Origin of the sequence: Empedobacter falsenii (assembly GCF_019308355.1) — a bacterium.
Lineage (GTDB): Bacteria > Bacteroidota > Bacteroidia > Flavobacteriales > Weeksellaceae > Empedobacter > Empedobacter falsenii_B.
On record NZ_JAAGKM010000013.1, the window covers coordinates 38,582 to 57,587 of the forward strand.

At 31.9% G+C, this 19,006-nt stretch carries 19 protein-coding genes; 9 read left to right on the top strand and 10 right to left on the bottom strand.

Features of this window, described 5'->3' with window-relative positions; genetic code table 11:
• Positions 1-20 precede the first annotated feature (20 nt).
• Positions 21-473: an SsrA-binding protein SmpB gene (gene smpB, locus G0Q09_RS07245; RefSeq protein WP_038332657.1), complete on the bottom strand. Its 453-nt coding sequence runs from the start codon at positions 471-473 to the stop codon at positions 21-23.
• A 66-nt stretch (positions 474-539) separates the two neighbouring features.
• On the opposite strand from smpB, the gene G0Q09_RS07250 reads away from it, so the two are divergent.
• From G0Q09_RS07250 to G0Q09_RS07265, 4 genes are all read left to right on the top strand, one after another.
• The gene (locus G0Q09_RS07250; protein WP_038332655.1) at positions 540-2,162 is read left to right on the top strand and encodes an ABC-F family ATP-binding cassette domain-containing protein; all 1,623 of its coding nucleotides are present in this window, start codon (positions 540-542) and stop codon (positions 2,160-2,162) included.
• Positions 2,163-2,321: 159 nt separating this feature from the next.
• Positions 2,322-3,017: a sensor histidine kinase gene (locus G0Q09_RS07255; protein WP_084106856.1), complete on the top strand. Its 696-nt coding sequence runs from the start codon at positions 2,322-2,324 to the stop codon at positions 3,015-3,017.
• Between the two features lie 31 nt (positions 3,018-3,048).
• Entirely contained in the window at positions 3,049-3,708 is a 660-nt protein-coding gene (locus G0Q09_RS07260) for a LytR/AlgR family response regulator transcription factor (RefSeq protein ID WP_257468105.1), read from the top strand.
• Positions 3,709-3,806: 98 nt separating this feature from the next.
• Positions 3,807-6,083 carry a cation:proton antiporter gene (locus G0Q09_RS07265; protein ID WP_219034408.1) on the top strand — a complete coding sequence of 759 codons (2,277 nt, stop codon included), beginning with the start codon at positions 3,807-3,809 and terminating at the stop codon, positions 6,081-6,083.
• 90 nt (positions 6,084-6,173) lie between these two features.
• Here the strand turns inward: G0Q09_RS07265 and gyrB are convergent, their stop codons facing one another.
• From gyrB to G0Q09_RS07285, 4 genes are all read right to left on the bottom strand, one after another.
• Positions 6,174-8,117, bottom strand: coding sequence for a DNA topoisomerase (ATP-hydrolyzing) subunit B (gene gyrB, locus G0Q09_RS07270; protein WP_125349786.1), 1,944 nt, complete (start codon positions 8,115-8,117; stop codon positions 6,174-6,176).
• 228 nt (positions 8,118-8,345) lie between these two features.
• Positions 8,346-8,612 (bottom strand): hypothetical protein, encoded by a 267-nt coding sequence (locus G0Q09_RS07275; RefSeq protein ID WP_219034409.1) that lies wholly within the window; start codon positions 8,610-8,612, stop codon positions 8,346-8,348.
• 205 nt (positions 8,613-8,817) lie between these two features.
• Positions 8,818-9,444 (bottom strand): 16S rRNA (guanine(527)-N(7))-methyltransferase RsmG, encoded by a 627-nt coding sequence (gene rsmG / locus G0Q09_RS07280; RefSeq protein WP_125349806.1) that lies wholly within the window; start codon positions 9,442-9,444, stop codon positions 8,818-8,820.
• Between the two features lie 6 nt (positions 9,445-9,450).
• On the bottom strand, positions 9,451-9,897 hold the full coding sequence (locus G0Q09_RS07285) for an XrtF-associated fRMsr-like GAF protein (RefSeq protein WP_038332644.1): 447 nt from the start codon (positions 9,895-9,897) through the stop codon (positions 9,451-9,453).
• A gap of 95 nt (positions 9,898-9,992) precedes the next feature.
• On the opposite strand from G0Q09_RS07285, the gene xrtF reads away from it, so the two are divergent.
• Together xrtF and G0Q09_RS07295 are read left to right on the top strand one after the other, a co-directional pair.
• A complete protein-coding gene (xrtF, locus tag G0Q09_RS07290) occupies positions 9,993-10,535 on the top strand; it encodes an exosortase family protein XrtF (protein ID WP_219034410.1) in 543 nt (180 codons plus the stop codon).
• Complete coding sequence (locus G0Q09_RS07295; RefSeq protein WP_125349788.1) at positions 10,525-10,971, top strand: exosortase F system-associated membrane protein; 447 nt, start codon at positions 10,525-10,527, stop codon at positions 10,969-10,971. Before xrtF ends, G0Q09_RS07295 begins: the two co-directional genes overlap by 11 nt.
• A gap of 14 nt (positions 10,972-10,985) precedes the next feature.
• Here G0Q09_RS07295 and G0Q09_RS07300 read toward each other — a convergent pair whose 3' ends face one another.
• The 3 genes from G0Q09_RS07300 to rlmB form a co-directional block, all read right to left on the bottom strand.
• On the bottom strand, positions 10,986-11,324 hold the full coding sequence (locus G0Q09_RS07300; RefSeq protein WP_219034411.1) for a hypothetical protein: 339 nt from the start codon (positions 11,322-11,324) through the stop codon (positions 10,986-10,988).
• A gap of 201 nt (positions 11,325-11,525) precedes the next feature.
• Positions 11,526-11,840, bottom strand: coding sequence for a hypothetical protein (locus G0Q09_RS07305; RefSeq protein WP_219034412.1), 315 nt, complete (start codon positions 11,838-11,840; stop codon positions 11,526-11,528).
• 12 nt (positions 11,841-11,852) lie between these two features.
• Positions 11,853-12,602, bottom strand: a complete 750-nt coding sequence (gene rlmB, locus G0Q09_RS07310) for a 23S rRNA (guanosine(2251)-2'-O)-methyltransferase RlmB (protein WP_219034413.1) — start codon at positions 12,600-12,602, stop codon at positions 11,853-11,855.
• Positions 12,603-12,937: 335 nt separating this feature from the next.
• On the opposite strand from rlmB, the gene G0Q09_RS07315 reads away from it, so the two are divergent.
• The 3 genes from G0Q09_RS07315 to G0Q09_RS07325 all read left to right on the top strand — a co-directional run bounded on the left by G0Q09_RS07315 (position 12,938) and on the right by G0Q09_RS07325 (position 16,912).
• Positions 12,938-13,732 (top strand): thymidylate synthase, encoded by a 795-nt coding sequence (locus tag G0Q09_RS07315; protein WP_180905207.1) that lies wholly within the window; start codon positions 12,938-12,940, stop codon positions 13,730-13,732.
• Positions 13,733-13,821: 89 nt separating this feature from the next.
• A complete protein-coding gene (locus tag G0Q09_RS07320) occupies positions 13,822-16,356 on the top strand; it encodes a M1 family metallopeptidase (protein WP_219034414.1) in 2,535 nt (844 codons plus the stop codon).
• A 67-nt stretch (positions 16,357-16,423) separates the two neighbouring features.
• A complete protein-coding gene (locus G0Q09_RS07325; protein ID WP_115001867.1) occupies positions 16,424-16,912 on the top strand; it encodes a dihydrofolate reductase in 489 nt (162 codons plus the stop codon).
• A 59-nt stretch (positions 16,913-16,971) separates the two neighbouring features.
• Here G0Q09_RS07325 and G0Q09_RS07330 read toward each other — a convergent pair whose 3' ends face one another.
• A complete protein-coding gene (locus G0Q09_RS07330) occupies positions 16,972-18,306 on the bottom strand; it encodes an MFS transporter (protein WP_219034415.1) in 1,335 nt (444 codons plus the stop codon).
• Between the two features lie 18 nt (positions 18,307-18,324).
• Positions 18,325-18,957 (bottom strand): bifunctional nuclease family protein, encoded by a 633-nt coding sequence (locus G0Q09_RS07335; protein ID WP_219034416.1) that lies wholly within the window; start codon positions 18,955-18,957, stop codon positions 18,325-18,327.
• Positions 18,958-19,006: the final 49 nt, after the last annotated feature.

The window sequence follows — 19,006 nt, forward strand, 5'->3', positions numbered from 1 at the left end:
TATACAATTATAAGACAAATTTAAGAATTCTTTATCATTCTATCCAAATCTCTTTTCAAATCTTTTCCTTTTATTGTGTTTCTTTTGTCAAAAAGTTTCTTCCCTTTTGCCAAATATATCTTCAATTTTGCCAACCCTTTATTGTTTATAAACAGCGTGGTTGCTACAATTGTCAATCCTGTCTCTTTCGTTTTGCGTTCTAATTTTCGCAACTCAGATTTTTGTAATAAAAGTTTTCTGTCTCGTCTCGTTTTATGATTAAAGTATGTTCCCCAATCATATTCGTCAATAAACATATTAACAATATAGAGTTCTCCATCCTTCATTTGACAAAAACTTTCAGTAATCGAAGCTTTTCCCATTCGGATAGATTTTATTTCAGTCCCAAATAATTGGATGCCGGCTTCGTAAGAATCTAATAATTCATACTCAAACCTTGCACGTTTATTCTTAATCGTAACTTCTTTCTGCACTTTATTTTATTCCAATTAAAATTTGTAACTTTGCCGGAAGGTCAAACAAACATCATACCAAAAATTATGTTAAATGTTTCTAATTTATCGCTTCAATTCGGCAAGCGTGTACTTTTCGACGAAGTTAATATAAAATTTACAAATGGCAACTGTTACGGGATAATTGGTGCCAACGGAGCAGGAAAATCTACTTTCTTAAAAATATTATCAGGTGAAATCGATCCAACTTCAGGACAAGTTAGTCTTGAAAAAGGAAAACGTATGTCTGTCTTAGAACAGAATCACTTCAAATATGACGAATATACAGTATTGGATACTGTTTTACGTGGAAATAAAGTATTATACGATATTAAAGAACGTATGGATGCTTTATATGCTAAACCAGATTTTTCTGAAGAAGATGGTATCAAAGCAGGAGAATTAGGTGTTGTTTATGAAGAAATGAACGGATGGAATGCAGAATCTGATGCGGCTACATTATTATCGAATGTAGGAATTGATTCGGATATGCATTATACATTAATGGGAGATTTAGATAATAAAGCGAAAGTTCGTATTTTGATTGCGCAAGCTTTATTTGGAAATCCTGATGTGTTAATCTTAGATGAGCCTACCAACGAATTGGACGTTAATACAATTCAATGGTTAGAGGATTTCTTAGGTAATTTCGAGAATACTGTAATCGTTGTATCGCACGACCGTCACTTCTTAGACGCAGTTTGTACGCATATTTGTGATTTAGATTTCTCTAAATTAAACCTATATTCTGGTAACTATACATTCTGGTACGAGTCTTCTCAGTTAGCTGCAAAACAACGTGCGCAACAAAACAAAAAAGCAGAAGAAAAGAAAAAGGAATTACAAGATTTCATTGCTCGTTTCTCTTCTAACGTTGCTAAGGCAAAACAAACGACTTCTCGTAAAAAAATGATCGAGAAATTGAATATCGAAGATATCAAACCTTCTTCTCGTCGATATCCAGCACTTATCTGGGAACAATCTCGTGAGGCTGGTGATCAAATCTTAGAAGTAAACAATTTATCTGCTTCTGTAGATGGAGAAGTTTTATTTAAAGATGCGAACATCAACTTGAAAAAAGGTGATAAAATTGGTATTTTCTCTCGTAACTCTAAAGCAGTTTCTCAATTTTTCGAAATTCTTTCAGGAAAAGCTCAGCCAGATTCTGGAGATTTTACTTGGGGAATTACAACAACACAAGCGTATTTACCTTTAGATAATACAGATTTCTTCAAAGAAGATATCAACTTGGTTGATTGGTTACGTCAATATACAGAATCAGACGATGAACGTCACGAAGAATTTATGCGTGGTTTCTTAGGGAAAATGTTATTCTCTGGAGACGAAGCTCTTAAAAAATCTTCTGTTTTATCAGGAGGTGAAAAAATGCGTTGTATGTTCTCTCGCATGATGTTATTACGTGCAAACGTATTATTGTTAGACGAGCCAACAGGTCACTTAGACTTAGAATCGATTACAGCATTGAATAATTCTTTGGTTAATTTCAAAGGAACAATTTTAATGGGTTCTCATGACCACGAATTGATTCAAACAACTTGTAACCGTATTATCGAGTTAACTCCAAACGGAATCATCGATCGTTATATGACGTATGATGAATTCTTAGATGATCCAAAAGTAAAAGAATTAAAAGCAAAATATTACGCTTAATAATTTCTTTCACCATATTTCTAAAAATCCAGAAGGTTCTACTTTCTGGATTTTTTTATTCATAAATTATTCTATCTTTGAGTTAGAATTTTTCGCATGATTCAACTTCCTACCATATTACTTTATCTCATTATTGCATTGATTATTTTTCTAATCATTATGATTACATATTTAATCCATTCATTAAAATCTGAGAAAAAAATAAGTCATGAGCAAACGCAACGTTTAGACAATTTATCTACAAAAGTTGATGAGTTAAAATTGGAGTCATACGAAGCTAAACTGAATCCTCATTTATTCAAAAACATACTTAATTCTATTCAGTCAAATGCTTATCAAACCTATTATACGATTGATAAATTGGCAAATGTGTTGGATTATATTTTGTACGAAAGCAAAGACAATTTTGTGACGATAAAAGATGAAATAGATTTCACTAAAAACTTTATTGAAATTAATAAAGTAAAAGTTTCGCCTTTGTTTGATTTTCAAGTTAAAACGAAAATTGATGAAACTTCACCTTATTATCAAGAAAAAATTATTTTACCTTTATTAAGTATTGATTTTATTGAAAATGCTTTTAAACATACCGACTTTCAACAAGCCAATTCATTTATAAAAATTTTGCTTGAACTGAATAATAAATCATTTCAAATTCAGGTAATGAATAAAATTTCACCAAAAAATAGTTTAAAAAAAGAAACTGGCGGACATGGAAGTCAATCCTTAGAACATCGCTTGAAAATGGTTTACGACGACGATTTTTCACTATCTAAAACTATTGAACAAGATATTTTTGTAGCCAACTTAAAAATAAATCTACATGAGTTTTACACTAAAATGCATACTAATTGACGATGAAATTCTTGGGTTAAAATACCTGAAAATGTTGTGCGAACAAATGGAGGACATAGAAGTTGTGAAAGCTTATGTTGATCCTGAATTATTCATTAACGAAATCGAAAATCTTGATTTTGACTTTTGTATTTTAGACATCGAAATGCCTAAAATAAATGGTTTACAAATCGCTAATTTATTAAAAGAAAAACCGTTTATTTTTTCTACTGCTTATAAGGAATATGCTGTTGATGCTTTTGATTTAGATGCGACAGATTATATTCAAAAACCAATCAAAAAAGAGCGTTTACAACAAGCCGTTGACAAAGTAAAAAAACGTTTACAAAATAATTTTTCGACACCAAATAATTTTGTACAATTAAATTCGGATAAAGGAAAAATTTTGTTGCAGTTTAATCAAATTTTGTACATTACAACTTCTAGTGTTGACAGCCGTGATAAAGTGGTTTATTATCAAGATTTATCGTTCTTGATTTTGAAAAACATTACACTTGATTCATTGTCAGAAATGTTACCCGAAAAAGATTTTGTTCGCATCAATAAACGAGAAATAATTAGCTTACATCATATTAAATATTTTCACTCAGACAATGTTACTTTAGATGTTTTATCAAAAGAAAATAAAGAAATTAATTTGGTGTTAAGTGAAGTTTACAAAGCTAATTTTATTGCTCAAATTTCAATTTGATTACAAAAAAAATCCATTTCATTACATTTTACTCAAGTTTAAAAAATATTGATATTTTTCTGTAAATTAATTTCTGACTTTTGTTGAAAATTAACGCCATGAAAAAATCGACAAGAAATTCTATTTTTTATATAATAACCATTCTACTTTGTTCAATCATGATGTATTTTATTGTGATTAAAGCAGAAGAAATGGAAGCTGGAAAACATGTTGTTCATGCTGCAAATGGAAGCAATTACTTCAATGATTTCATCAACAGTATTACACACAATATTGGACACCCTCTTGCTATTTTATTAGCACAAATTGTGACCATTATATTTACCGCAAGAGTTTTTGGATGGATATTTAATAAAATTGGACAACCAACTGTAATTGGAGAAATTATTGCAGGTATTTTCCTTGGTCCTTCTTTCATTGGAATGCATTTCCCAGAATTTTTCGGAGATCTTTTCCCAAAAGAATCATTAGGAAACTTAGAATTTATCAGTCAAATCGGTTTGATTCTATTCATGTATGTCATCGGAATGGAGTTAGACCTTAAAGTGCTAAAGAAAAATGCACAAGACGCCATAGTTATTAGTCACGCGAGTATCATTATTCCATTTACACTTGGTTTAGCTCTAGCTGGATTAATTTATATGGAATTTGCTCCAGAAGGAATTAACTTTCTATCATTTGCCCTTTTTATCGGAATTTCGATGAGTATTACAGCCTTTCCCGTTCTGGCTCGTATTGTACAAGAACGCGGGATTAGCAAAACTCGTTTAGGTTCTATTGTAATTACTTGCGCTGCAGCCGACGATATCACGGCTTGGTGTTTATTAGCCGCGGTTATCGCCATTGTAAAAGCTGGCTCATTCATCAGTTCATTGTATGTTATTTTACTCGCAATTGTTTACGTTATCGCGATGGTTCGTTTCGTTCGTCCTTTCCTAAAGAGAATTGCAGACGTACATTCGAGCAAAACAACGCTTACAAAACCTATCATTGGAATCTTTTTCTTGGTCTTAATTATTTCTTCATACTTAAGTGAAATCATAGGAATTCATGCATTATTTGGAGCTTTTTTAGCTGGAACAATTATGCCTGAAAATGTGAAATTTAGAAATTTATTCATCGAAAAAATAGAAGATGTTTCATTGGTTTTATTACTTCCGCTGTTCTTTGTTTTTACAGGTTTAAGAACACAAATTGGATTATTAGATAGTCCACATTTATGGCAAACTGCGGGAATGATTATTTTGGTAGCTGTAACAGGAAAATTTGTTGGAAGTGCAGTAGCCGCTAAATTTGTTGGACAAAACTGGAGAGACAGTTTGACCATTGGTGCCTTAATGAATACACGAGGTTTGATGGAATTAGTCGTGCTAAACATTGGATATGATTTAGGAGTTTTAACACCAGAAGTTTTCGCTATGATGGTGATAATGGCTTTGGTCACAACTTTTATGACAGGTCCAGCTTTGGATTTAATCAATTGGATTTTCCGCAAACAAAAAACAGAAAATGAACTTTCTGAAATTAGTCAAAGTCAGAAATATAAAATTTTAATTGATTTTCAAACACCTGAAAAAGGTGCTGAATTGTTACGAATAGCTAATAGCTTTATCAAAAAACAAGACGAAAACTCACTTGTTTCGGCAATTCATGTGATGAAAAGTAGCGAAGTGCAACATTTCAATCTTGAAGATAGAGAAGCAGAAATTTTCGAACCGATTATTGAGGTTTCCAAAGAATTACATCAAGATGTAACGACAATGTTCAAAGTTTCTACAGATATGGTTTTTGAGACAATTGATATTGCACAAAAAGGTGATTACGATTTAATGTTGATGGGTGTTAGAAATTCTATTTATTCGGGTTCGTTATTAGGAAATATTTTAGGATTTACGACAAAAATTATCGATCCAGATATTTTGATTGGTCAAGTTACTGGAAAAGAAAACATGTTTGATCATTCAATTTTCAACGAAAGAACGAAACAATTATTGAACAAATCAACAGTTCCTGTTGGAATTGTTTTGGACAAAAATTTTACTAAAGCAGAAAAAGTTTTTCTACCTCTTTTCGGAAATAAAGATGCCGATTTACTGAAATATGCTCAACGATTAATCTCGAATAGCGAATCGCAAATTATTATTGTAGATGTAAGCGGTTACACAAAACGTCATTCAGAAGTAAAAGAAATTATTCGTAGTATCGAGAATATTGCACCAAATCATATTAGTCTTTCGTATAAACAACAATTGGATAAAGAGTTTTTAAATGAAATGGATTTAATGATGATTAGTATGGAAAGTTGGAAAAACTTAATCGAAACAAAAAGCATTTGGATTTCCAATGTACCAACAACTTTAATTATTTCGGAGTAAATCTTCTTCATTCAAGATTTATATATTCAATTACAAAAAATAAATCCAGCCTTAAAGGCTGGATTTATTACTTTATATTATTCAAATCGATTAAACATCAATTTTTGCATAATGTGCATTCTTCTCGATAAATTCACGACGAGGCGGTACATCATCACCCATCAACATAGAGAACACGCGATCTGCTTCTGTAGCATTGTCAATCGTTACTTTACGCAACGTTCTGTGCTCTGGATTAAGAGTTGTATCCCATAATTGCTCTGCGTTCATTTCCCCAAGACCTTTGTATCGTTGAATTGTAACTCCTTTACCAGAACCATCTGTAGAAAATTCTGCAGTTAAACGTTCACGATCTTTTTCATCCCAAGCATATTCTGCTTTCGCTCCTTTTTTGATTAAATATAAAGGTGGCGTTGCAATATAAATATGTCCTTGCTCAATCAATTCTTTCATGTAACGGAAGAAGAATGTCAAAATTAATGTCGCGATGTGAGAACCGTCGACATCGGCATCGGTCATAATCACAACTTTATGATAACGCAATTTCGAAATATTAAGCGCTTTCGAATCTTCTTCAGTTCCAATTGTTACACCTAAAGCTGTATATATATTTTTAATCTCTTCGTTATCCAAAACTTTGTGCGCCATCGCTTTTTCAACATTTAAGATTTTACCACGTAATGGTAAAATTGCTTGAAAATGACGATCACGACCTTGTTTTGCCGTTCCTCCGGCAGAATCTCCCTCGACTAAGAATAACTCAGACTCTTCTGGTTTACGAGAAGAACAATCCGCTAATTTTCCTGGCAATCCACTTCCTCCCATTGGGTTTTTGCGTTGTACCATTTCACGAGCTTTCTTCGCTGCCTGACGAGCTTTTGCTGCTAAAATTACTTTATCAACAATTTGTTTTGCTTCTGTTGGATTTTCTTCTAAGAAATTCGTTAACATTTCTGCTACGATTTTATCAACCGCAGGAGAAACTTCAGAGTTTCCTAATTTCGTTTTCGTTTGTCCTTCAAATTGAGGCTCCATTACTTTTACCGAAATTACCGCTGTTAATCCTTCACGGAAATCATCACCAACGATTTCAACTTTTTCTTTTGCAAGATTAAAGTTTTCTTCTGCATATTTTTTCAATGTACGTGTCAACGCACGACGGAAACCAGATAAATGTGTTCCACCTTCGTGTGTATTGATGTTATTTACGTATGAATGTACATTTTCGTTATACGACGTATTGTATCGCATTGCAACCTCAACCGGAATTCCATCACGTTCACCTTCCATGAAGATTACTTTGTCCATGATAGATTCGCGGCTACCGTCAATAAACTCAACAAATTCTTTTAATCCTTCTTCAGAATGAAAAGTTTCTGTTACAGGATTTCCATCAGCATCTTTTTCGCGCTCGTCAACCAATACAATATTGATTCCTTTGTTCAAGAAAGCTAACTCACGCAAACGGTTTGCTAAAGTAGAATAATTATATGTTTGTACTTCTTGGAAAATTGTATCATCGGGCGTAAAAGTTACTGTTGTACCACTTTTATCAGTCGTTCCAACTTCTTTTACATCATACAAAGGTTTCCCTTTCGAATATTCCTGAATATATTGTTTTCCGTTCTTGAAAACTTCTGCCGATAAATGGTTAGAAAGTGCATTAACACACGAAACTCCAACACCGTGCAAACCTCCAGAAACTTTGTACGTATCTTTATCAAACTTACCACCTGCACCAATTTTCGTCATTACAACTTCTAATGCAGATTTTCCTTCTTTTTTATGTAAGTCGACAGGAATACCACGTCCGTTATCTTCGACACGAATCGAGTTTCCTTCTAAAATTGTTACCTTGATTGTATCACAGTATCCTGCTAAAGCTTCATCAATAGAGTTATCAACAACCTCGTAAACTAAGTGGTGTAATCCTCTAACTCCGACGTCACCAATGTACATCGATGGACGAAGACGTACGTGCTCCATTCCTTCTAACGCTTGGATATTATCCGCCGTATATGTGTTATTACTCATAATATGTCTCTAACTTTTTAAAACAAACAAATATAGTGAATTTTGACGAGAAAACCTCTTAAAAAGAACTTAAAGTATTGGATAAAATAACGTTTTAAGCATCATTTTTTGGATTAATTCAATAATTGTTAAAATAAAAAACCGAAATCAAATTGATTTCGGTTTTCTGATCTATAATTTCTATAAATTAAATATCTTTCTTTTCTAAAATACTATATTGTACAATGTTTATTTTAAATGATATACAATACCCCATTTATTAGATTTAGAATTCTTCAAAATTTCATTTTCATCTAACTTAATCAATTGATTATTAGAAAAAATAATAATTTCTTTGACATTCGTTTTTTTATTAACAGCGTTATCAATTTTCGTAATTGAATTTTTAGGAAGAATAACAGAAATCGTGTTTTCGTCAATTTTTGTATATTCTAACTTTATTTTATTGATATCATTATTAAAATTTTTAACATTACTCGTAAAAAGTATAGGCATATTTTTAGATATATTCTCATCAATAATTATGATCGAATTTAATATCAATTTTTACATCCTCATTTTTATAGTTCTGGACGAAGAAAAACGACACATAACTACAACTATTTAAAATAAATAAAATGAAAATTGATATTATAATTTTAAAATATTTTTCCATTAATAAAAAGATTTAATAAATGTTATCAATTTATTTTTCAATTATTTAAATATCTTTCTTTTCTAAGTAAACGACTTTTTTCGTTTCGAAAAAATCTTCGTCAAAAAAGTTTTGAATATCAAATAAAACTGCATTTGGAAAACCTGCTAATTCTTCTGTCAAATCGCCTCCTTTTAGGTATAACAAACCATTTGGAAAAGGATTAATCGCTTCTTTTTTGAATTTCCCGCGAATCCATTCCGCAAATCTTGGCATTGCTGTTACCGCACGAGAAACAACAAAATCATATTTATCTGTCAACTCTTCGGCACGCTTCTGTTCAGCTTTTACATTCGTCAAACCTAAACCATCAGCCACACCTTTTACAACCTTGATTTTTTTCCCGATAGAATCTACCAAATGAAACTGAACATTCGGAAACAAAATTGCCAACGGAATTCCTGGTAAACCTCCGCCAGTTCCTACATCCAGAACAGAAGAACCATCTGCAAACTCCATTACTTTTGCAATCGCTAACGAATGTAAAATATGATTCGTATAAATTTCGTCGATATCTTTTCGAGAAACAACATTGATTTGATCGTTCCATTCTTTGTACAAATCACCAACTTTCGAAAATTGCTCGATTTGTTTTTCCGTTAAATCAGGAAAATATTTTAAAATTAAATCAATCATTGCTTAAATAATTTCTGAAACTCGCTGACAAACGTAATCTAACAACTTTGTATCGTCTTCTGTAAACGGATTAATTTTATGCGAATCGATATCAATTTGACCAATATTTTCTCCATTTTTGAAAATTGGAACAACAATTTCAGCTTTCGTTTCTATTGAACAAGCCAAATAATTATCTTGTGCATAAACGTCTGGCACAACAAAAGTTTCGTTAGATTCTGCCACTTGCCCACAAATTCCTTTACCATAAGGAATTATTGTATGATCGGTAGCTGCACCAACATAAGGTCCAAGTTTTAGTTCATTTTTATCTCCATTCTTGAAATAAAATCCCACCCAATTATAGTATTCAACTTCATCACTCAACAATTGACAAATCTTTTGTAATCTATCTTCCGTAGAAATTGCGCTATCAATTATGACATCCACGCGTTTATGTAAATCTTGCATTTTGTTACTTCTAAAAAAGCAAATTTATTGATTAATCATAACTTAATCAAAAGTTGACGTTTTTCATTTATATTTGTTCAAGATTTTTTAACCTAATGAAAGAATTTAAACCTTTATTGTTATTCCTTGCACGTTTTTTAGGAACTTACATTATTTTAAGTTTAGCTTATAAATTATATTTGGATCAATATTTACCGCACAATAACCCTGATCCGTTTACAAAATTAACATCAGATATAACAGCTTTTGGCTTGAACAAATGTGGTTTTTTCTCATTTTCTAATATTGCCGAAAATCACCCTTGGGTGCGTTTGGTTGTAGATGGACAAGTTGCATCTATTGTAAATGAAGGTTGTAATGCGATTTCTATTCTGATCATTTTCGTTTCGTTTATCGTTGCTTTTTACACGAATTTCAAACAAACTTTTTTGTTTATTTTGTCTGGTTTAGCAATTCTTTTTGTGATGAATATTTCGAGAATTATGTTGTTAAATTATATTTTTAGATACCACGCAGAATATGGTAAAATGGCGCACGATTATCTATTCCCTGCAATTATTTATGGTTCAATCGTGATTCTTTGGATTGTTTGGATCAAATTTTTTGTAACAAAATACAATAAGCAAAATGCTAAATAAATATTTACGTTATGCAATTGCAGTTTTACTTGTTTTTGGATTAATATTAGTCCGAAAATTTGAAGATATTTTATTTTATGATCCTTTCTTAGAATACTTTCATTTTGTTGGACATTCAAAATTTCCTGAAATTGATTTACCAAAATTAAACGCAAGTCTGATGGTTCGCTATCTAATTAATACATTATTAACGGTATTAATTGTTTGGTTTATTTTCTGGAAAAAAAGTTACGTTAAATTCTCTATCATTATTATGATTATCGGATTAATCGTTCTTTTACCAATCTATAATTATTTGATTTCAACACATTTTTCATCAGGCGAAATGGTTTTATTTTATGTGAGAAGATTTCTCATTCAGCCCATGTTTTTATTAATTTTAGTTCCTTGTTTTTATTACCAAGAAATACAACATAAAAAAACGGTCGAAAATTAATTTTCGACCGTTTTTTATTTTTTATTTTGACTTTGAAAAATATCTTCCAAAAATTTTATTTTTTCTTCTTCAGACATCGGTTTTTCTCCATTATCATTTAAAGTAATCCCTGTTAATTTATTATTACGAACCGAAAATAATAAATATGAATTTAAATCTATATTTCCTTTTACTTTCTCCTTAAATATTCTCCAAATTATATAATTAGAGTTTCTCTTTAATTCTGATACTAATACTTTTTCTCCGGTTTTCCAATAATCAGTCTCCCATTTATAATATTTCTCTAAAAGTTCACTTTCAGACAAACCTGTTTCATAAAATTCATATTTTTCTGGTTTCGCTACGACAATCATTAAGCTAACATCGGTTTTCTTATTAACAAAATGATATTGACTTGAACTTTTAAGTTGTCCTTTATGTTCCCATTTTCCAGGGAATTCAAAATATTCTTCATTAATGATATAATGAGAAACTTTTTGAGCATTAACAAAATTTGAAAAAAATAATATTACAAAAAGAAATGTAATTTTTACAAAAACTATTTGCTTTCATAATTACAATCCCGATTCTTCTTTTTCTTGTTGCGCATCTAACTTTGCTTGCTCTTTTGCAGCTGCTTCTTGTGCTTTTTGTTCTGCAACTTTACGTTTTTCTTCGTTTGCAATTTCTGCATTCGCTTTGTTCACTGCTTTGTATTTGTACAACCAACCTAAGAATCCACCAAGTATAAATCCAACTCCAGCACCTCCTGTTATTCCGACTAAAAATTCTTTGTCCGCAAATAATCTTGAGATATCTAAATTTGTAAAATAGTACATTGCAACGCTAATCGCAATCAACAAAAATCCAATAAAAGTAGAATAGGTCATCGTTATATGTTTTTAAAATAAATCTTGTAACATTCTTTGGCGAACAGCTTCGTACAAAATCGCTCCAGCCGCAACCGAAACATTCAGTGAAGCAGTTTGTCCAGCCATAGGCAATTTAATAATTTTATCCGAAATTTTAATAATAGAATCCGAAACTCCATCTTCCTCACTTCCCATCACAATAGCTGCAGGAACAGAGAAATCTGCATCATAAATAAATTCTGCTGATTTTTCAGAAGCACTAAAAATTGAGATTCCAGCCGATTGTAAATATTTAATAACATTCACTAAATTTCCTTCTTTACAAACCGGAATATTATACAACGCTCCTGTAGAAGTTTTGATTGCATCTGCATTTACAGAAGCCGAACCTTTTGCTGGAATAATAATTGCATCAACACCAACACATTCTGCAGTACGAGCGATTGCACCAAAATTACGAACATCAGAAACACGATCTAAAATCAAAATAAAAGGCGTTTTTCCTTGTTCCCAAATTTGAGGTAATACATTTTCGATTGAATCAAATTCGATTGGCGAAATAAATGCATAGACTCCTTGGTGATTTTTTCCTGTAAAACGATTTAGTTTTTCTACAGGTACATAACTTACAGGAATTTCATATTCAGTGATTAATTTTCTCAATTCAGAAAAAATTTCACCTTGTAAACCTTTTTGAATAAAAATTTTGTCGATTGTTTTCCCTGCTTCAATCGCTTCTATTACTGGTCTTAAACCAAAAATTCCCGCTTCGTTTTTCATAAGTGCAAAGATAAAAAATTATACGTAACTATTTACCTATCCTTCTCTTCAATTGTTGTAAATAATTTGGAAAGCTCATATACAACATGCAACCAATAACAATTAGCGAAATCATTGAGATTAAATTTAGTTTGATATGAACAATTTTTGACACAAAAACAACCACCAAAACAACATTAAATAAAGTTTGGAAATAAAAATGTTGCGCAATTTTTCGTCCAAAATCTGATTTGCTATACGAAGCAAAAAACATAAAAAGCACTAAAATTGTAAAAATTAAACTAATTTTCATTCTAAAAAAAATCACTAAATTTGAAAGGTTAAATATACTCAAAATGCAACAATATCACGATTTATGTAAAAAGGTTTTAGCAGAAGGCGCTTTTAAAGAAGACAGAACGGGAACAGGAACTAAAAGTATTTTTGGTTACCAAATGCGTTTCGATTTGTCGAAAGGTTTCCCTTTGGTGACGACTAAAAAATTACATTTAAAATCGATTATCTACGAATTGTTGTGGTTTTTGAAAGGTGATACGAATATCAAATATTTAACAGATAATGGTGTAAGAATATGGAACGAATGGGCTGACGAAAATGGTGATTTAGGTCCTATTTATGGTCATCAATGGCGTTCATGGGGGAAACCAAATGGAGAAGTTGTTGACCAAATTAAAGTTGCGATTGATCAAATAAAAAATAATCCTGATTCACGTAGAATTATAGTTTCTGCTTGGAATGTTGGAGAATTAGATCAAATGGCTTTAGCTCCATGTCATGCATTTTTTCAGTTTTATGTGAATGATGGAAAATTATCGTTGCAATTGTATCAACGTAGTGCAGATATTTTCTTAGGTGTTCCATTCAATATTGCGTCATATGCGTTATTACAAATGATGGTTGCACAAGTTTGTGATTTAGAAGTCGGCGATTTTGTGCATACTTTTGGAGATGCACATATTTACAAAAATCATTTTGAACAAGTTGAACTACAATTAACACGCGAACCTTTTCCTCTTCCAACAATGAAAATCAATCCGAATGTAAAGGATATTTTTGATTTTACATACGAAGATTTCGAATTAGAAAATTATCAAGCTCATCCTCACATCAAAGGAATTGTAGCAGTTTAATCATAAAAAAACACTTAAAGTCTCCAAATTGGAGGCTTTTTTTGTAACTTTTCGAGAAAATTATCAACCAATAGAAATAAATTTTTACGATGAAAAAACGAATCCTTTGGCTTTCATCAGCCTTTATTATATCAAGTCTTACTTATGCGCAAGTAATGACGCCACCGCCGAGTTATAACGAAAACCAAACGAACAAATTAGATATTTATCGTGCAGAAGCAGAACGAATTAATAATCTTGTTCATACCAAATTGGATCTTAAATTTGATTATGCAAAAGAGCACGTTTTAGGTGAAGCTTGGGTAACATTGAAACCACATTTCTATGCTACAAACAAAGTTACATTAGACGCAAAAGCAATGTTGATTAGCGAAGTTGCTTTGGTAAATGGTGCAACAAAAAAGAAATTAAATTATAAATATGATGATTTACAATTAGTCATCGATTTAGATAAAGAATACAAAAAAGATCAAGAATATACACTTTACATCAAGTATACAGCGCGTCCAAACGAAGTAAAACAAGAAGGAAGTGCGGCCATAAACGATGCAAAAGGTGTTTATTTTATCAATGCAAAAGGTGAACGACCAAATTATCCTACTCAAATTTGGACACAAGGCGAAACAGAATCTTCTTCTTGTTGGTTCCCGACAATTGATAAAACGAATCAAAAAACTTCACAAGAAATCACGTTAACATATCCTGATAAATATGTTTCATTATCAAATGGAACGATGAAATCTTCGAAGAAAAATTCAGATGGAACAAAAACTGATTATTGGAAATTCGATAAAAAACATGCACCATATTTATTCTTTTTCGGGATTGGAGATTACGCAGTCATCAATGATAAATGGAAAAATATCAATGTTGATTATTACGTAGAACCAGAATATAAAGATGTTGCAAAGCAAATTTTTGGTAATACACCAGAAATGATTCAGTTCTTTTCTGATAAATTAAACTATCCTTATCCTTGGGACAAATACGCGCAAATGACAGCTCGTGAATATGTTTCTGGAGCAATGGAAAATACAACAGCTTCTTTATTTCATGATGGTGTTCAGCAGAAAGCTGGTCAATTAGTCGATGAAAACACTGCTGAATATGTTATTGCGCACGAATTATTTCACCATTGGTTTGGAGATTTAGTTACGGCAGAAAGTTGGGGAAATTTAACAGTGAATGAATCTTTTGCAAACTATTCCGAATATTTATGGTTTGAGCATAAATACGGAAAAGAGAAAGCGGACGAGCATCGTTACAACGAAATGTTTGGCTACAAACAAGGTGATGGACCAACGAAAAATTTGGTTCGAGTTCATTACAATTCTCGCGAAGATATGTTTGATGGTGTTTCATATAACAAGGGTGGAATCATCTTACATATGTTGAGAAATTTCTTGGGAGATGATGCTTTCTTCAAAGGTTTGAACAAATATCTGAAAGATAACGAATACGGAAAAGCTGAATCTGCACAATTACGCTTAGCTTTGGAAGAAGTTTCTGGTCGTGATTTGAACTGGTTTTTTAACCAATGGTATTACGAAAATGGTCATCCAAAATTAACTGTTGTTTCAGATTATTCTTCAGCGAATAAAAAAGTAAAAGTTGTTGTTCGTCAAGATGCTTCAAAATTATTTGAATTCCCTTTTGCAATTGATATTGTCGAAAATGGAAAAACAACACGTCAACAAGTTTGGGTTCCAAAACAAGCCGAAACTGTTTTCGAATTTGCTTCAAACCAAAAACCTGATGTCGTTATTCCAAATGCGGATCAAGTTTTATTAGCAGATATTGATGATAAAAAACCTGTTGAAGATTTTATTGCGCAATACAAAGCTGGAAAAGGAAATTACACGACACGTTTATTAGCGATTGAAGCAATGGCAAATGCGCAAGCAACTAATCCAAAAGCGGCTGATGCATTGGTTAATGCGTTAGATGATTCATTTGATGGATTAAGAATTTATGCAATTCATAAATTAGATACAAAATCAAAAACGATTGTAGATAAAGCTTCATCAAAATTAAAACAATTAGCTTCTAACGATCCTAAAACATTGGTTCAAGCGGCAGCTTTAAGTGCTTTGAATGATGCCAATATTTATGATGTAGCAATTTTCGAGAAAGCTTCAAAAAGCCCTTCATTTAGTGTTCAAGGAGCCTCGTTAACTGGAATCTTAAAAAATAATCCTTCAAAAATTAATGATTTAACAACTAATCTTGATAATGAAGTGATTAAAGGTTCACCAGATTTAGCAATGGCATTAGTTCCGACTTGGATCAAAAATAATCAATTGGATAAAGCTGCTTTAATTTCGGAATCTGCTGCGATGTATGAATTCGTAAAATTCCAAGATCCAGAAAAAGGAAAAATTGCTGAACAAGCTTTCAATTGGATTATGAACAATGACACACCAGATGCAACGGCTGAAATTGCTAAAACATATTCGCGTTATTATCCATATTTGAAAGAACAAAATCCACAAGCAGGACAAGCTGTGAAAATGATGGCTGAAAAAGCATTGCAAGTAAAAACGAATGCTGCAAAAACAATTAAATCAGCAACTATTGCAAAACAAGTGGAGCAATTACAAGATGCTATAAATAAAATGAAATAATTCACTAAAATTATTATATTTGTTAAGCTATCCTTGCAAGAGGATAGCTTTTTTTACCTTATAACTTATGATAAACATTGTAGTAGCAAAAGCAAGCAACAACGTAATTGGTGCAAAAAATGATTTGATTTGGCATTTACCAAATGATCTGAAACATTTCAAAAGTATAACTTCTGGGCATCCTATTATTATGGGACGAAAAACGTTCGAATCATTGGGTAGACCTTTACCAAATCGTACCAATATTGTTGTGACAAGAGATCAGAATTGGAATACAGAAGGTATCGAAATTGCGTCTTCTTTACCAAAAGCAATAGAAGTTGCGAAAAAAATTGACGATGATATTTACATTATCGGTGGTGGAAATATTTACAAACAAGCGATGGAATTTACTGATATTTTGTACATCACAGAAGTTCATCACGAATTTGATGGAGACACTTATTTCCCAGAAATAGACTTGGACGAATGGGAAGAAGTAGAACGAGAAGATTTCAAAAAAGATGAAAAACATCCATATGCTTACTCGTTTGTGACGTATAAAAGAATAGATTAGAAACTTTCGTGCATAAAAAAAGCAAGAATTTTGATTCTTGCTTTTATATTTTTTACACCTTAATGTTTTACATCTTGTACTTCGTCTGGATTGTGTTTGTATTTGAACACAATTGCGAACAATACCGTAACAACTAATGCGTAGCCTGCGAAAATAAACCAAGAATGTCTCCATCCTTCTAGCTGCAATGTCAAATCAGTTTGACTATACACTAAATGATTCACGATGTATTGTGCAATTAACATTCCGATTGTTGCTCCAAAACCATTGGTCATCATCATAAAAACTCCTTGTGCAGAAGAACGAATTTCTTCGTTTGTTTCTTTGTCTACATACAACGAACCTGATACATTGAAAAAATCGAAAGCGATTCCGTAAACAATCATTGATAAGATAAACATCCAAACACCAGATCCTGGATCTCCTAATCCAAATAATCCGAAACGTAAGACCCAACCTACCATTGCCATCAACATCACGATTTTGATTCCGAATCGTTTTAGCACGAAAGGAATTAATAAAATACACAATGTTTCAGAAACTTGAGACAACGAAATTAAAGCATTTGCATTACTTGCTCCCCACGTATTGGCATAATCTGGAATATCTTTAAACGTTGTGATAAATGGATTTGCATATCCATTCGTAATTTGCAAAGAAACGCCTAAAAGCATCGAAAAGATAAAGAAAATTGCCATTTTTCTATCTTTGAATAATGCAAAAGCTTTTAAACCAAATGCATCAGAAATAGATTGTTTTTCAGAACTTTTATTAACTGGACAATTAGGTAGTAAGAAACTGTATAAAAACAATATAACTCCTAAAAACCCAGATACAAAGAACTGATAATAATTGGATTGAAAACTTACGAATGTTGGATCACTTGAAAAGTTAAATCCAAAAACACCATCTTTAAATCCAGAGAAATTAACAAATAACATCGCTACAATAAAACCAACTGTTCCAAACGTTCTGATTGGAGGAAAAGCTTTGATTGTGTCTAAATTATTTTGTTTTAAAATTGTGTAGGCTGTTGAGTTAGAAAGGGCTATTGTTGGCATAAAGAACGCCACACTAACCGAATAAAGTGCGAAGATTATTGTAAAATCTACATTGTTTCCAGCTGTCATTCCATAATAACCTGCTGCAAACATAAAAAGTGCAGCTAATAAATGATTCAATCCCAACAAACGTTGTACAGGAATCCATCTATCCGCTACAATACCCATTATCGCGGGCATAAAAATCGACACAATACCTTGCATCGCGTAAAAAAGACCAATTTTTGGACCTAAGCCAACTGATCCTAAGTAATTTCCCATAGAGGTTAGGTATGCTCCCCATACCGCAAACTCAAGGAAACTCATGATTGTAAGTCTAAGCTTTACAGACATAATTATTTGAAATAGTTATTAGTTTCCCATGTTATCGATTTGATCACGAAGGCGAGCTGCCAATTCGTAATCTTCATTCTTCACAGCTTTTTCCATCTCAGTTTCAAGTTCAGATTTTGTCCAACCTTCATATTCATTGATATCAGACAAATCATTTTCCAAACCAGCCAAGATATCCAAATCATCTTCAAAGTTATTTGCTGCGCGACGTATATTTTCTTCTTCTTCAATAACGTCCAAATGAATTCCAGCTTTTTCTACAACATTATCATAGGCATAGATAGGTGCATTGAAACGAACAGCCAACGCAATTGCATCAGAAGTTCTCGAATCAATTTCGGCACGTTGTCCATCATTATTCACAAAAACAATATTCGAATAGAAAACGCCATCTTCTAATTTATAAATATAAATAGAATCAACATTCAATTGAAATTCTTTTCCTAATGAAATAAACAAATCATGTGTTAATGGACGAGGTGGATTAATATCTTTCTCTAAAGCTAATGCGATTGATTGTGCCTCAAAGCTCCCAATAATAATTGGCAACTTTCTTCCTCCTACATTTTCCTCTAGAATCAACGCATATGCGCCAGTCTGAGTTTGACTGTAAGATATTCCTTTAATATTTAATCTAATTAAATTGTCCATTTGGGCGTAAATCTATGAAAAACTGATGAATATTTAATCTTTTTTTAAT